The following is a 14,164-nucleotide window of genomic DNA, read 5'->3' on the forward strand; positions in this document are numbered from 1 at the left end:
GCGCCGGCTCGGGCTTCCCGCGTGGGGCACCGCGCCCGCGCCCGCGCCCGTTCCGGCGATGGCGATGGCGGGGCCCGCGCCGTACGGCCCGCCGCGGCAGGGGCCTCCCGCGCCGCCGCCGTTCAGCGCCCCCCAGCCGGGGCAGCCGCGGTTCCTCCCGCCGAACGACTACGGCGCCGGGCCGTACCAGAACGTGCTGAACGCGCCCCGGCCGCCCGCGCCGTATCCGGCGGGGCCCGGCGGGCCGCCGCCGCAGGGCCCACATCCGGGCTACTGACAAGATTGTCAATAGCGGCTCCGGCTCCTAGAATCCGAAGAAATTTCAGGTTCAGGAGGCGGCATGCGCGTCCGTACTGCCCTCGGCCGGGTCGCCCTCGCGGCGCTCACCCTGACCCCGCCGGCGCTGGCCGCGGCGCCCGCGCGCGCGGAGACGGCGCCGCTTCCCGCCATCACCGACGACCGGGGCAGGACGCTCCTCCTGCACGGCCTCAACACCGCGGGCAGCGCCAAGGGGCCGGGCGGGCTGCCGTGGGTGAAGCGGGAGGACGTCGTCCGGGAGGCTCGCGAGCTTGGCACGAACTCCGTCCGGTACCTGGTCCAGTGGAAGAACGTGGAGCCGGAACCCGGTCGCTACGACGACGCGTACCTGGACGACGTCGCCGAACGTGTCGCCTGGTACGGCGACCAGGGCATGCACGTCGTCCTCGACATGCACCAGGACATCTACGGGCCGTCCGCTTGCGCGGGCTCCGGTAACGGCGCCCCCGCCTGGGCCACCTTCACCGACGGGCTGCCCTGCACGCCGCAGGACCCATGGGTGCTGACGTATCTCCAGCCCGGCATCCTTCGCGCCTACGACAACTTCTGGAACAACACCGGCAAGCACCCGGAACTGGTGCGGCGCTACACCGCGATGTGGCAGCACGTCGCGCGACGCTTCTCACGTGTCCCGGCCGTCCTGGGCTACGACCTGATGAACGAGCCCTTCGGCGGGACGCGCCAGTTCGGCTTCTTCGAGGGCCCGATCCTGACGCCCTTCTACCAGGGCATCGTCAATGCGATCCGCAGGGTGGACGGCGACAACTGGGTGTTCGTCGAGCCGCAGGCGCTCGGCCCGAACGAAGGCGCGGAAACCTCCCTGGGCACTGTCCGGGACCCGCGCCCCGGCGACCCCCGGATCGTTCTGGCGCCGCACTTCTATCCGGGTGGCGTCGACCTGGGCGGCTCCTACGACGGCGTGGCGAAGATGCTCGTCCAGGCGCAGTTCACGCTCTGGAAGCGGAACATGCCCGCCGCCGCACGGCGCATGAACACGCCGATGTGGCTGGGCGAGGTCGGCGGCATGGGCCAAGACGCTTCAGGCGCCGCCGACTTCACCGGCGACTGGCTCTCGATGGCCGACGAACTCGGCATCGGCTGGGCGTACTGGTCGAACGACCCCGGCTCGTCTGGAATCACCGACGGCGAAGGCAAGCCGACCCTCTTCGCGAAGCTGCTCGCCCGGCCCTACCCGCGCGCGGTCGCCGGCACCCTCACGAACGTCGCCCACGCATCGGGCACGCTCACCGTGACGTGGCGGAACAAGACCGGCGTGTCGGGCCCCACGGAGATCTGGTTCCCGTCCGCCCCGAAGGTCACCTCGTCCGACCCGGACGGGACGTGGCGGACCTCCTGGGACGCGACGCGCCACGTCCTGTCGGTGTGGGCCGCCCCCGGCACGCCGTCCCACACCGTCACGGTGAGGCCCTAGCCCGGGAGCGAGCGCAGCTTCTCGGTCAGCGTCGGGCGTAGCTTCTTCAGGCACAGCACCGGCCGGAAGGCGCCCTCGCTGGTCATGTAGCTGGTGGCCTCGGCCGGGCACTCCTTCGTCGTGGCCACCCTGCCGACGACCTTCGCTATGGCGTCGCTGGACTCGCACTGGGCCTTGTCCAGGTCACCGATGGTGAACGAGGGGTCCTTGATGCAGTCGCCCGGGGACAGCACGCCGCCGCCCGCGCCCAGGCACAGCACCGGGTCGGCCGCGTTCCCGCCGCCGAAGGACCGCAGCTTCATCGTCTCCAGCGTCTTCGCCGGGCACGCGCTCTCCGCGCCGACGCGCGCGATCACCTTGCCGTACCAGTCCGGCTTGGAGCAGGGCTGCTCCTTGCCGAAGCCGATGGAGCCGCTGCTCACGCAGTCGCCCGCCGCGAGGAACGCCCCGCCCGCGCCCGGGTCGCCGGGATGCGAGCCCTTGAGGTTGCGCACGCATGCCTCGTAGTAGGTCTTCTCTTCCTTCTTCTCGCGGACGTTCGTGAAGCCGTCCGTGCCGCTCGGGCAGTCGGGCTCGGCACGCGAGCCGAACTGGAAGGCCGACGCCTCCTTCTTGCCGACGACCTTCAGCACCTTGGCCTTCGCCTTGGCGTCGTCGCAGCTCACCCGGAGGCTCGGCGGGATCCTCTTGCCGTCGTCCAGTCCGAACCCGGTGTCCACGCACTGCTCGGCCTTCACCGGGCCGGTCGGCGCGCCCGTCCCGTGGAGCGCCAGGAAGGCCACGCCCGCCAGCACGACCACGCCGGCGACCGCCACGGCCGCCCACACGATCGGCGAGGGGCGCTTCGCCGGCGGCGGCCCCGGCGGCCCCGCGGGCGGGAACGGGCCGCTCATCGGCGGGCCCGGCATCGGCGGCCGGCCCGGCCCCTGCCCTTGCGCCGGCCCCTGCCCCTCCGGAACCTGCCCGTACACGCCACAACCCCCATACCTGATCTTGTCGGACGAGTACGAGAAGATACCGCACGCCAGGTCAGGGCAGGTTAGGCGGGGATTCCAGGGCGGTGAGCTCGATCCCGGGCGCGGCCAGCACGACGTCCCCGGCAAGGTGCACCGCTTCGACCTCGCCCGTGGACAGATCGGTGACCTCGTACTCCGACACGGGCAGCGGCTCGGTCTCCGTCTCGTAAGAGGACGTCCCGACCAGCCGCCAGCGCCACGGGGCCGTCAGCGCCGAAAGCGACGCCCCGCTCAACCGGACGAGGCGGACGTCGGCCTGCGCGCCCTCGTCCAACTCCAGGGAACGGGCGACCGCGACCAGGAAACCCGGCGACTCGTGAAGGAATCCCGACGCCCGCTCGCTGTGCTCGGCGCCCGTCTCACCGGCCGCGCGCACCCAGGCCAGCCCGCGGCCGGTCACGCCGCCGCGCACCCACCAGCCGGGCGTGACGACCTCGACGCGAATCTGGCGCCAGCGCGCGTCCACGACGAGGTCCACGCGGACGCCGTCGGAGCGCGTGGAGGCGTAGCGCCACCCGACGGGCCCGGGCGCGCACTGGAAGCGCTCCTCAAGCCCCCCGTCGAGGTGCAGGTACGTCCCGGCGGGCACGGGTCACGACCCGATGCGCCAGGAGTGCAGGTAGTCCTCCTGGTCCGGGGTCAGCAGGTCGATGGAGACCGACATCGAGGCCAGCTTGAGCCGCGCGACCTCCGTGTCGATCTCCTTCGGCACGTCGTGGACGGCCGGGGACAGCGACGCGTGGGACGTGGCGAGCCACGCGCACGTGAGGGCCTGGTCGGCGAACGACATGTCCATCACGGCCGCCGGATGCCCCTCCGCGGCGGCCAGATTGACCAGACGGCCCTCCGCGAGCAGCACCAGGCGCCGCCCGTCGGCCAGCACGTACTCGTCCGTCTGCGGCCGGACCCCGCGGTGCACCTCCACGGCCATGTCGCTGAGGGCCCGCACGTCGATCTCGACGTCGAAGTGCCCGGAGTTCGCGAGGATGGCCCCGTCCTTCATCACGGCGAGGTGGCCGGCGTTCACGACGTCGCGGTTCCCGGTGACCGTGATGAAGACGTCGCCCTCCACGGCCGCCTCGGCCATCGGCCGGACGGCGAACCCCTGCATGGTCGCGTCCAACGCCTTCACCGGATCGATCTCGGTGACGACGACGCGCGCCCCGAGGCCCCGCGCCCGCTCGGCGAGGCCGCGGCCGCAGTAGCCGAAGCCCGCGACGACCACGGTCTTGCCGGCCAGCAGCGTGTTGGTCGCGCGCACGATCCCGTCGAGCGTCGACTGGCCCGTCCCGTACCGGTTGTCGAACATGTGCTTGGTGTCGGTGTCGTTCACCGCCACGACGGGGAACCTCAACGCGCCCTCGCGGGCCATCTGGTGCAGCCGGATGACGCCCGTCGTCGTCTGCTCGCACCCCGCCTTCACGGTGCCGAGCAGATCCGTCCGGTCGGTGTGCAGGGTGTTGACCAGGTCGCACCCGTCGTCCAGGACGAAGTCGGGTTCGGTCTCCAGTGCCTGGTGGATGTGCGCGTAGTACCCCTCGCGGTCGGTGCCCGCGCGCGCGAACACCTCGGCCCCGTACTCCTCCACGAGGGCCGCGGCGGTGTCGTCCTGCGTCGACAGCGGATTGGACGCCGCCAGCGCCACGCTCGCACCGCCCGCCTGGAGGGTGCGGATGAGCCCGGCGGTCTCGGTCGTGATGTGCATGCACGCCGCGACCTTCACCCCGTCCAGCGGCCGCTCGGCGGCGAACCGCTCCCGGATCTGCCGCAGTACCGGCATGCTCCGATCCGCCCACTCGATCCGCTTGACGCCCTCAAACGCCAACGACCGATCCGCAATATCGCTCATCAACACCCTCTAGAAGTAACTGCCGGACGGGATCCCCCGCCCGGCAGCTACAAGCAGTGAACTCAGTAACGGTAGTGGTCTGGCTTGTAGGGGCCTTCGACGTGGACGCCGATGTAGGCGGCCTGCTCCTTGGTGAGCTCGGTGAGCTTGACGCCGAGGGCGTCGAGGTGGAGGCGGGCGACCTTCTCGTCCAGGTGCTTGGGCAGGACGTAGACGCCGATCGGGTACTCGTCGGTCTTGGTGAAGAGCTCGATCTGCGCGATGACCTGGTTCGTGAAGGAGTTGGACATCACGAAGGACGGGTGGCCGGTGGCGCAGCCGAGGTTCATCAGGCGGCCCTCGGCGAGGACGATGATGGAGTGGCCGTCGGCGAAGCGCCACTCGTGCACCTGCGGCTTGATCTCGATCTTCTCGATGCCCGGGGTCTTGGCGAGCCCGGCCATGTCGATCTCGTTGTCGAAGTGCCCGATGTTGGACACGATCGCCTGGTGCTTCATCCGGCCCATGTGCTCGGCCGTGATGATGTTGAAGTTGCCGGTGGTGGTGACGAAGATGTCGGCGATGTCGACCACGTCGTCCAGGGTGGTGACCTGGAACCCGTCCATCGCGGCCTGCAGCGCGCAGATGGGGTCGATCTCGGTGACGATGACGCGGGCGCCCTGGCCGCGCAGCGCGTCGGCGCAGCCCTTGCCCACGTCGCCGTAGCCGCAGACGACGGCGACCTTGCCGCCGATCAGCACGTCGGTGGCGCGGTTGAGGCCGTCGATGACCGAGTGGCGGCAGCCGTACTTGTTGTCGAACTTCGACTTGGTGACCGAGTCGTTGACGTTGATCGCCGGGAACGCGAGGGTGCCGGCCTTCGCCATCTCGTAGAGGCGGTGGACGCCGGTGGTGGTCTCCTCGGTGACGCCCTTGATCGCGGCGGCGGCCTCGGTCCAGCGGCCGGGCTTCTCGGCGATCGTGCGGCGGAGGGTGTCGAGGATGATGCCCCACTCCTCGGGGTCGTCCTCGGTGGCGGCCGGCACGGCGCCCGCCTTCTCGTACTCGGCGCCCTTGTGGACGAGGAGCGTCGCGTCGCCGCCGTCGTCGAGGATCATGTTGGGGCCGGTGCCGTCCGGCCACTGCAGGGCCTGGTCGGTGCACCACCAGTACTCTTCGAGCGTCTCGCCCTTCCACGCGAACACCGGGACGCCCTTGGGGGCGTCGACGGTGCCCTCCTTGCCGACGACGACCGCGGCGGCGGCGTGGTCCTGCGTGGAGAAGATGTTGCAGGACACCCAGCGGACGTCGGCGCCGAGCTCGACCAGCGTCTCGATCAGCACGGCCGTCTGGATCGTCATGTGCAGCGAGCCCATGATCTTGGCGCCGCGCAGCGGCTTGGCGGCGGAGTACTCCTCGCGCACCGCCATCAGGCCCGGCATCTCGTGCTCGGCGAGCCGGATCTCCCGGCGCCCGAAGTCGGCCAGCGACAGGTCGGCGACCTTGTAGTCCATGCTTTCGTTGCTCCCTTGGTCATGTGCGCGCCGTCGGGTACGCGAGGTCGTGACGGGCGAGTGCACGGCCGCGTCAACGGGGGCGAGTCTACGGGCGGCGACCGCCCGAAGGCACGGTCGAGGGCGACTTCCTGACACTGATTTGTCAGAATTGGCCCATGCGTATCACGGAGGCCGCCCGGCGGCTCGGCACCTCGCCCCGGATGCTCCGCTACCGCGAGGCCCTCGGCCTGCTGCCCGTCACCCGCGAGACCGCCCTCACCAGGTCCGGGGGCGGCCACCGCCGCTTCGGGGACGCCGAACTGCGCGCGGTCGCGCTGGCGCTGGCCCTGGAGAAGCGCTACGACATCGGCCCCGCCGAACTGGCCTTCGGCCTCAGAGTCCTGGCCGAACCCCAGGTCCAGGCCCACGTCCGCGAACTGGGCGAACGCATAGGCCGCCTCTCCGCCCCGCCCACCCGAGCCCTGGACTTCGAAAAGGAAAAGGCCCTCCGCCTCCTCCGCCGACGCCCCTGAGGGCGTCTCAGCTTGCGCTTTCCCCGGGGACGACGACGCCGGATTCGTAGGCGAGCATGACCGCCTGGGCGCGGTCGCGGAGGCCGAGTTTGGTGAAGACGCGCGCCACGTGCGTCTTCACCGTGTGCTCGCTGACGAAGAGGCGCTGCGCGATCTCGCCGTTGGAGAGCCCGCCCGCGATCAGGACGAGCACCTCGCTCTCGCGGGCGGTCAGCGTCGACAGCTCCGACGGCGCCTGCGGGCGGTTGCGCCGCTGCTTGGTGAACTCGCGGATGAGCCGTCCCGTGACCTGCGGGGCCAGCAGGGAGTCGCCGCGCGCCACCACGCGGACCGCCGAGACCAGCTCGTCCGCGGTCGCGTCCTTCAGCAGGAAGCCGCTGGCGCCGACGGCGAGCGCGTCGTAGACGTACTCGTCCACGTCGAACGTGGTGAGCACCAGGACCCGGACGTCCTCCGAGCCGGGCAGCGCGAGGATGCGGCGGGTGGCCTCGATGCCGTCCATGCCGGGCATCCGGATGTCCATCACGACGACGTCCGGGCGGCGGCGCTCGGCGAGCGCGACGGCCTCGCGGCCGTCGCCGGCCTCGCCGATCACGGTGATGTCGTCCTGGGCGGCGAGCAGGGCGGCGAACCCGGCCCGCACGATCGTCTGGTCGTCGACGATCATCACGTTGATCACAGCGGCCGTCCCTGGGGCGGGGGGACGACAGGGTCAGGGGCGGCCGGGCGGCGCCTGCGAACCGTGTCCACGGATGGAATTCCCCTCACTCGTCACCGGAAGCTCGGCCTCCACCAGGAACCCGCCCTGCGTGGCCGGGCCGGCGGAGAACCGCCCGCCCAGCATGGTCGCACGTTCCCGCATCCCTACGAGGCCGTGTCCGCCACCTGATCCGGACGTCTCCAGACGGGTGCGCCCGGGGTCCGCCGGGGCCGGGCCCGCGGGGCCCGCCTCACCTGTACGGGGGCCGGGATCGCGGGGGTTCAGGACCTGGGTGGCCGCGGAGGCGCCGCTGTCCTGGACGCGGACCGCGAGCCGGTCGGGCAGGAACGTCAGGTCGACGCGGACGCCGGCGCCGGGCGCGTGCCGCCGCGCGTTGGTCAGCGCCTCCTGGACGATCCGGTACGCCGACAGCTCCACCGTGGTGGACAGGGCGCGCGGGTCGCCGTGCACGTTGAGGTCGACGTGGCCGCCGGCGCCGCGGTGCTGGTCGATCAGGTCGGGGAGCCGGTCGAGGCGCGGCTGCGGGGAGTTCGCCGCCTCCGGTTCGGGGGTGGCGTCGGCGCGCAGCACGCTGAGCAGCCGCCGCATCTCCACCAGCGCCTCCCGGGCCGTCTTGGCGATCTCGGTGTAGCCGGCGCGGGCCTCGGGCGAGAGGCTGTCCATCGTGTACGGGGCCGTCTCCGCCTGCACAGCGATCATGGAGACGGAGTGCGCGACGACGTCGTGCAGCTCCCGGGCGATGCGGGCGCGCTCCCGCATGACGGCCTGCTCCCGCTGGACGGCGGTGAGCCGGGTGAGGGTCTCGTTGGTGCGCTCGGCGGCCTCGGCCTCCGTCCGGCCCGCGGACTCCACGACGCGCCGCGCGTCCCCGAGCCCGATGGCGGCGAGGACCGCGACGATCGGCGCCGGCCAGGGGATGTCGTCGAGCGTGCCGGTCGCGAGGTAGACGACCCCGAGGGCGGCGACGCTGCCGACCGCGAGGACGCCGGTGGACTGGCGGGGCAGCCGCCGTCCCAGCGCGTACAGCGTGTAGAGGGCCGCGAAGCTGGTCGTGACCAGCAGGATCTGCCCGGTGAGCAGGCTCGCGGCGACCGCGCTGAGCACGACCGCGGCGACGGCGCGCAGGTTCTCCCGGCGCCACACCAGCGGGAACGTCGCCGCGACCGCGAACCCGCCCGCCAGGCTGAGCGGGGAGTCGACGCGCGGCGCCAGCTCCGCCAGCGCCGCGATCGTCAGCGCGAGGCCGGTCAGCGGCGCGAAGTACCAGGCCGACACGACCTCCCGCCACGTGTTGATCCAGCGGGGCAGCGGCGCCGTGTGCCCGGGCGCGGCGCCGGGACCGCCCCCCGCGCCGCCGTTCAGCCGGGCGCCGAGCCTGACCGCGAGCGGCCGCAGGAGCGTGCCGACGCCGGTGAGGATCCACAGCAGCAGTTGCCCGACCCCCGCAACGATGCGGCCGGACAGCCGCCACGCGTGGTGCGCGACGGCTGGGCCGAACCCCGCGGGGTCGGGTCCGGTCCGGGCCTTGTCATCGGTGGTCACCCCTCAATACTGACCGCTGAGGCGGGCCACGGCCTCACCGTGCGGGTGTATGCCGATCGCGGGAGTCCGCCTGGAGTACCAGCCGCGTTCCCTCCTTGAGGGGGACGTGCGGAGGAGTGCCGCGAACGTAGTGTCTTAACCGTGACCGCGACGGTGGCGTCGCCGACGTAGGGGGTTCGGCGGGGCCGCCGCGGTCACACCAGAACCGCCCGGTTTCAGGGGTCCGGGCGGGGAGGCATGGGAAAGCACCTCGCCGGACGGACGCGGCTCGCCTCCTCGGAGGCACTCGCCGGTCTCGCCTGGGCTGGGGTTCGGCCGGCGCCTGCGGCGGCCGCCCGGCGAGGAGTCCCGTGCCCGGCGCGGCCCGTGGAGCGGGCCGCGCGGAGCGTCGAGATCAGGACGACGCGGGCGTCTCCGGCTGAGCCTCCGCCGCGTGCGCGCGGGACGGCTCGTCCAGCGCCGGCTCCAGGTAGATGAGCTTCGCCTCCGGGATCTGCGCCCGGACCCTCGCCTCCGCCGCGTCGATCCCGCGGGCCACGTCGGCCGCCGTGTCGTCGTGGTTGACGGCGATCTTCGCGGCGATGAGCAGCTCGTCCGGGCCCATGTACTCGGTCCTGATGTGGATGAGGTGGTCGACCTCGTCCACCGACTCCAGCGCCTCGATGATCCGCCGCTCGGTCTGCGGGTCGACGCCCTCGCCGATCAGCAGGCTCTTGGTCTCGATCGCCAGGATCGTCGCGACCGCGCCGAGCAGCAGCCCGATCGCCACGGTGCCGACGCCGTCCCAGACGCCGTCGCCGGTGGCCACGGCCATGGAGACGCCGAGCAGGGCGAGGATCAGGCCGACGAGGGCGGCGAGGTCCTCCAGCAGCACCACCGGCAGCTCGGGGGCCTTGGCGCGGCGGATGAACGCCCACCAGGACTGCTCGCCGCGGACCTCGTTCGACTCCTTGATCGCCGTGCGGAACGAGAACGACTCCAGCACGATCGCGATGATCAGCACCGCGAACGCCCAGATCGGGGACTTGACCTCCTCCGGGTGGGAGATCTTGTGGTAGCCCTCGTAGAGCGAGAAGGCGGAGCCGACGGTGAACAGGACGACCGCGACCACGAACGCGTAGAAGTAGCGTTCGCGCCCGTACCCGAAGGGGTGCTGGGGGGTCCGGTCGCGTTCGGACCGCTTGCGGCCGAGCAGCAGCAGCCCCTGGTTCCCGGAGTCGGCCACCGAGTGGATCGACTCGGCCAGCATCGACGACGAACCCGTGAACGCGAACGCGACGGCCTTCGACGCCGCGATCCCGAGGTTGGCGGCCAACGCGGCGACGATGGCCTTCGTTCCACCCTCAGCACTCATCTACGCAATCCTCGCTCTGAGCTCTTGAACGGCAGGCTCGGACGCGGGGTCCACGCCGAGCGCGATAGCCAAGTAAACCGTGACATAGTCGGCCAGCGCGATCAGCGACGCGATCCTCTCCAGCGGATGGTCGCCCTCCGCCCGCATCTCGGTGACCGCCACGCCCCTGTCGCGGGCCAGCGCGGCGGCCGCCTCGGCCCGCCCGCGCGCCCGCGGGTGCTCCCCCGCGTCCCGCAGGGAGACCAGGTGCAGGCCGTGCTCCGGTTCGTCCAGCCGGTCGCGGAAGAAGTCGTCAGTGTCGGCCGGGGAGCCGGCCCGCGCGAAGAAGCCGTCGAACACCGCGACCTGGTTCCGGCCGGCCTCCGGGAGCTCCCCGAAGATCGCCGGGTACTTGGCGTTCTCGTTGAGCTGGCAGCACATCCGGTACGCCGCCGCGACGGACGGCTCGGACGCGCCCCACACGAGCGGCACGTCGCCCGCCAGGTCGAGCGCGAGGCGCTTGGCGGGGTTGACGAACGGCTCGCTGGACGGGCGGCACCGGTGCGCGACGTCCTCCAGCAGCGACGCCGTGGACTCCAGCACCGCGTCGGGGACGTCGGCCAGCCGCAGCGCCCGCGCCGCCAGGAGCAGGGGGACCGTCAGGCCCCACAGCGTGGAGCGCGGCCGCCCGGCGGACCGGACGGGGACGAAGACGCCGCGGCTCCTGCCGGCCAGGTCCGCCAGCGGCGAGTCCTCCCCGCCGACGGCCAGCAGGCGGCAGCCGCGCCGGGCGGCCTCCGCGGCGACCTCCAGGGTCTCCTCGTCGGTTCCCGAGGACGAGACCGCGACGACCAGGTCGGCGGCGCCCACCCAGCCGGGCAGCCGGGGGCCGCGCACCGTCGAGATCGGGACGGCGCAGCCCGTGCCGCACACCGCCGCGAGCACGTCGCCCGGGACCGCGCCGGAGCCGGTGCCGACGACCACGACCGCGCGGGGCCGGCCGTCCTCGCCCAGCCCGGCGACGCCGGCCTCCTCCGCGGCCCGCCGCGCCTCCCGCACCTGGGCCGCCGACGAGGCGACCTGCCGGAGCATGCCGCCGGGATCCGCCGCCTCGGCCGCCTCCGCGCTCTCCAGCCGCGAGGGGTCGAGGGAGGCGCTCACGGGGCGGGGGTCCGGGCCTCGTCCACCAGGAGGACGGGGATGTCGTCGCGCACCGGGTAGGCGTAGCCGCAGGAGCCGGTGCACACGAGCTCGTCGGCCTCCTCGTCGGCGCGCAGGTCGCCGCCGCAGTTGGGGCAGGCCAGGATCTCCAGGAGCCAGGAGTCCAGCTTCATCGTCATGGCAGCGTCACTTCTCCCTTGCAGTCACTTTTCCCTGACCGGTCACTTCTCTCTGACCAGGGCCAGGACCTCGTCGCGGATCGCCGCCATGGTGTCCTCGTCGCCGGCCTCGGCGTTCAGGCGCAGCAGCGGTTCGGTGTTGGACGGCCGCAGGTTGAACCACCATCCGGCGGCGTCGTCGCGGACGGTCAGCCCGTCGAGCTCGTCGACCTCGACGCCGGGCCGCCCGGCGAAGGCGTCCTTGACCTTCGCGGCGGCCGCGGCCTGGTCGTCGACCTCGCTGTTGATCTCACCGGACGCGACGTAGCGGGTGTACTCGCGGAGCAGCTCCGACAGCGGCCCGTCCTGCTGCCCGAGGGCGGCGAGGACGTGCATCGCCGCCAGCATGCCGGAGTCGGCGAACCAGAAGTCGCGGAAGTAGAAGTGCGCCGAGTGCTCGCCGCCGAACACCGCGCCGGTCTCGGCCATCGTCTGCTTGATGAACGAGTGCCCGACCCGCGTCCGGACGGGCGTCCCGCCGTGCTCGGCGATGATCTCCGGGACGGCCCGGGAGGTGATCAGGTTGTGCACGATCGAGGAGCCCGGGTGCTTGGCCAGCTCCCTCGTCGCCACCAGGGCGGTGATCGCGGACGGGGAGACGATCTCGCCTCGCTCGTCCACCACGAAGCATCGGTCGGCGTCGCCGTCGAAGGCGAGGCCGATGTCGGCGCCGGTCTCGCGGACCTTGGCCTGCAGGTCGCGCAGGTTCTCGGGCTCGATCGGGTTGGCCTCGTGGTTGGGGAAGGTGCCGTCCAGCTCGAAGTACAGCGGGACCAGGTCGATCGGCAGGCCCTCGAACACCGACGGGACAGTGTGGCCGCCCATGCCGTTGCCCGCGTCCACGACGACCTTGAGCGGGCGGATGGACGACAGGTCGACCAGCGTCTTGAGGTGGTCGGCGTAGCCCTTGAGGATGTCGCGCCGCGTCACGGCGCCCGGCTCGCCGTCGAAGGCGGGGACCCCGTTCTCGATCATCTGGCGGATCTCGCCGAGGCCGGTGTCGCGGCCGACCGGCCGCGCTCCGGCGCGGCACAGCTTCAGCCCGTTGTACCTGGCCGGGTTGTGGCTGGCGGTGAACATGGCGCCCGGCAGGTCGAGGCTGCCGCTGGCGTAGTAGAGCATGTCCGTGGAGCCGAGCCCGGCCTCGACGACGTCCGCGCCCTGGGACGTGGCGCCGCGCGCGAAGGCCTCGGCCAGCGGCACCGACGACTCCCGCATGTCGTGGGCGGTGACGATCGCGCGGGCCCCGGTGACGCGGACGAACGCCGCGCCGGCCGCCTCGGCGGTCGCGGGGTCGAGCTCGTCCGGCACCACGCCGCGGATGTCGTACGCCTTGAAGATCTTGGCGAGGTCGCCCACTCCTGCTCCCTGTCCGAAGAACCGTGCGCGGAAAACGGCAGGCTCACGAGCCTACCGGGAAGGGCGGGCGCGACCCGCCGCGGCGTCGGACCGGGGACCGGGGCGGAAGGATCGGGACGGGCGGGAGCCCGCGGTCACTCCTGGCCGGGCTGCGTCCCGGCGGGTTCGGAGCGCAGGACGCGCAGGTGGCCTCGGCGGCCGACCTCGGTGCCCTGGCCGACCGGCTCGTGGCCGGACCCGGGCGCGGGCTTGGCGGCCTCGCGGACCGCGTCGGCGAGGGCCTCCAGGTCGTCGGCGCTGGGCTCGGACTCCTCCTCGACGGGGAGCCGCACCAGCTCCCACCCCATGGGGGCGGTGAGCCGTTCGGAATGCTCGGCGCACAGGTCGTAGCAGTGCGGCTCGGCGTACGTTGCGAGCGGCCCCAGGACCGCGGTGGAGTCGCGGTAGACGTACGTGAGCGTGAACACTGCGGGCGCCTTGCAGGCGGTGCGGGAGCAAGTGCGGACGGGGCTCACGATGGCTGACCGTACCTCCCCCCACCCGGCTCCGCCACCACCCCGGCGCACGTGTCGCCGTTACCGGGCGATTTCCTTGGTAACAACTACATTCCGTGATGACTCCCTGCACGGACCGTGCCGGACGGGGCGTGCGTGAGGGTCGCCGCGCCGGCGGAGGTACTCTTGGGGCGTGCGTTCCCGTGTGGCAGGCGTACGGCGCCGCGATCGGCACGGTCGTGGCCTCCGTGGCCCTCTGACGCCCTCGCAGGCGCCGATCTCACGTACCCGCGCGGAACGGTTCGCCGACCTCGTCGACGACGAGGTCCGGCGGCTGGGCGCGCGCTGGGGTCGCGAGCTGGCCCGGGTCGAGTTCGCGGTCGAGGACGTCCCGGGAGTCGACCCGCTGTTCGACGGGCCCGTCCCACTCGGCCAGACCCTTCCCGGCGACGGCGACCGGCCGGTGCGCATCGTCGTCTACCGGCGCCCCGTCGAGGCCCGCGCCGCCGGCGACGCCGAGCTCTCCCAGATGATCCGCGACCTGCTCGTCGAGGAGGTCGCCGACCTGCTCGGCCTCTCCCCCGAGTCCGTCGACCCGAGCTACGACACCCCCGACGACTAGGGCGTGTTTCGAAGTGGGGTGAGCATCGGCGTGTTGTGAGCCGGACGCAGTGAGGTCTCCGGTAGATGGTTCATCGACCAAGAAGAACCCA

Annotated in this window: 14 protein-coding genes and 1 pseudogene; 4 read left to right on the plus strand and 11 right to left on the minus strand. The window is 72.4% G+C overall.

Annotation, left to right across the window (positions count from 1 at the left end):
- A pseudogene (locus ABWI04_RS37815) lies at positions 1-277 on the plus strand (RDD family protein); the annotation flags it as partial.
- A gap of 63 nt (positions 278-340) precedes the next feature.
- Complete coding sequence (locus ABWI04_RS37820) at positions 341-1,750, plus strand: cellulase family glycosylhydrolase (RefSeq protein ID WP_353835377.1); 1,410 nt, start codon at positions 341-343, stop codon at positions 1,748-1,750.
- Here the strand turns inward: ABWI04_RS37820 and ABWI04_RS37825 are convergent.
- The 4 genes from ABWI04_RS37825 to ahcY (ABWI04_RS37840) all read right to left on the minus strand — a co-directional run bounded on the left by ABWI04_RS37825 (position 1,747) and on the right by ahcY (ABWI04_RS37840) (position 6,108).
- Complete coding sequence (locus ABWI04_RS37825) at positions 1,747-2,721, minus strand: LppU/SCO3897 family protein (protein ID WP_353835378.1); 975 nt, start codon at positions 2,719-2,721, stop codon at positions 1,747-1,749. The genes ABWI04_RS37820 and ABWI04_RS37825 overlap by 4 nt on opposite strands.
- A gap of 58 nt (positions 2,722-2,779) precedes the next feature.
- A complete protein-coding gene (locus ABWI04_RS37830; RefSeq protein WP_353835379.1) occupies positions 2,780-3,355 on the minus strand; it encodes a hypothetical protein in 576 nt (191 codons plus the stop codon).
- Between the two features lie 3 nt (positions 3,356-3,358).
- The gene (gene ahcY / locus ABWI04_RS37835; RefSeq protein ID WP_345177745.1) at positions 3,359-4,615 is read right to left on the minus strand and encodes an adenosylhomocysteinase; all 1,257 of its coding nucleotides are present in this window, start codon (positions 4,613-4,615) and stop codon (positions 3,359-3,361) included.
- 62 nt (positions 4,616-4,677) lie between these two features.
- Positions 4,678-6,108, minus strand: coding sequence for an adenosylhomocysteinase (gene ahcY, locus ABWI04_RS37840; RefSeq protein WP_345177742.1), 1,431 nt, complete (start codon positions 6,106-6,108; stop codon positions 4,678-4,680).
- A 158-nt stretch (positions 6,109-6,266) separates the two neighbouring features.
- Here ahcY (ABWI04_RS37840) and ABWI04_RS37845 point away from each other — a divergent pair, with 158 nt between their 5' ends.
- Positions 6,267-6,623 (plus strand): MerR family transcriptional regulator, encoded by a 357-nt coding sequence (locus ABWI04_RS37845; RefSeq protein WP_353835380.1) that lies wholly within the window; start codon positions 6,267-6,269, stop codon positions 6,621-6,623.
- A gap of 7 nt (positions 6,624-6,630) precedes the next feature.
- On the opposite strand, the gene ABWI04_RS37850 is transcribed toward ABWI04_RS37845, so the two are convergent.
- The 7 genes from ABWI04_RS37850 to ABWI04_RS37880 form a co-directional block, all read right to left on the minus strand.
- Positions 6,631-7,302, minus strand: a complete 672-nt coding sequence (locus tag ABWI04_RS37850; RefSeq protein ID WP_353835381.1) for a response regulator — start codon at positions 7,300-7,302, stop codon at positions 6,631-6,633.
- Positions 7,303-7,335: 33 nt separating this feature from the next.
- Positions 7,336-8,886 (minus strand): sensor histidine kinase, encoded by a 1,551-nt coding sequence (locus ABWI04_RS37855; protein WP_345177736.1) that lies wholly within the window; start codon positions 8,884-8,886, stop codon positions 7,336-7,338.
- Positions 8,887-9,280: 394 nt separating this feature from the next.
- A complete protein-coding gene (locus ABWI04_RS37860; protein WP_345177734.1) occupies positions 9,281-10,240 on the minus strand; it encodes a cation diffusion facilitator family transporter in 960 nt (319 codons plus the stop codon).
- The gene (locus ABWI04_RS37865) at positions 10,241-11,380 is read right to left on the minus strand and encodes an SIS domain-containing protein (RefSeq protein WP_353835382.1); all 1,140 of its coding nucleotides are present in this window, start codon (positions 11,378-11,380) and stop codon (positions 10,241-10,243) included.
- Positions 11,377-11,559, minus strand: a complete 183-nt coding sequence (locus ABWI04_RS37870) for a Trm112 family protein (protein ID WP_089315918.1) — start codon at positions 11,557-11,559, stop codon at positions 11,377-11,379. The genes ABWI04_RS37865 and ABWI04_RS37870 overlap by 4 nt, the downstream gene beginning before the upstream one ends.
- A 42-nt stretch (positions 11,560-11,601) precedes the next feature.
- Entirely contained in the window at positions 11,602-12,957 is a 1,356-nt protein-coding gene (locus tag ABWI04_RS37875) for a phosphomannomutase/phosphoglucomutase (RefSeq protein WP_345177728.1), read from the minus strand.
- Between the two features lie 134 nt (positions 12,958-13,091).
- On the minus strand, positions 13,092-13,472 hold the full coding sequence (locus tag ABWI04_RS37880; RefSeq protein WP_179846169.1) for a DUF3499 domain-containing protein: 381 nt from the start codon (positions 13,470-13,472) through the stop codon (positions 13,092-13,094).
- A 172-nt stretch (positions 13,473-13,644) separates the two neighbouring features.
- On the opposite strand from ABWI04_RS37880, the gene ABWI04_RS37885 reads away from it, so the two are divergent.
- Positions 13,645-14,073 (plus strand): metallopeptidase family protein, encoded by a 429-nt coding sequence (locus ABWI04_RS37885; protein WP_345177726.1) that lies wholly within the window; start codon positions 13,645-13,647, stop codon positions 14,071-14,073.
- Positions 14,074-14,164 lie beyond the last annotated feature (91 nt).

This window comes from Actinomadura sp. NPDC000929 (genome assembly GCF_040492065.1).
GTDB lineage: Bacteria > Actinomycetota > Actinomycetes > Streptosporangiales > Streptosporangiaceae > Spirillospora > Spirillospora verrucosospora.

Excerpts from the sequence above, each read along its gene's own strand:
- ahcY (WP_345177745.1), bottom strand. The coding sequence starts at position 4,615 with ATGAGCGATATTGCGGATCGGTCGTTGGCGTTTGAGGGCGTCAAGCGG.
- ahcY (WP_345177742.1), bottom strand. The coding sequence starts at position 6,108 with ATGGACTACAAGGTCGCCGACCTGTCGCTGGCCGACTTCGGGCGCCGG.
- ABWI04_RS37870 (WP_089315918.1), bottom strand. The coding sequence starts at position 11,559 with ATGACGATGAAGCTGGACTCCTGGCTCCTGGAGATCCTGGCCTGCCCC.
- ABWI04_RS37860 (WP_345177734.1), bottom strand. The coding sequence starts at position 10,240 with ATGAGTGCTGAGGGTGGAACGAAGGCCATCGTCGCCGCGTTGGCCGCC.
- ABWI04_RS37820 (WP_353835377.1), top strand. The coding sequence starts at position 341 with ATGCGCGTCCGTACTGCCCTCGGCCGGGTCGCCCTCGCGGCGCTCACC.
- ABWI04_RS37845 (WP_353835380.1), top strand. The coding sequence starts at position 6,267 with ATGCGTATCACGGAGGCCGCCCGGCGGCTCGGCACCTCGCCCCGGATG.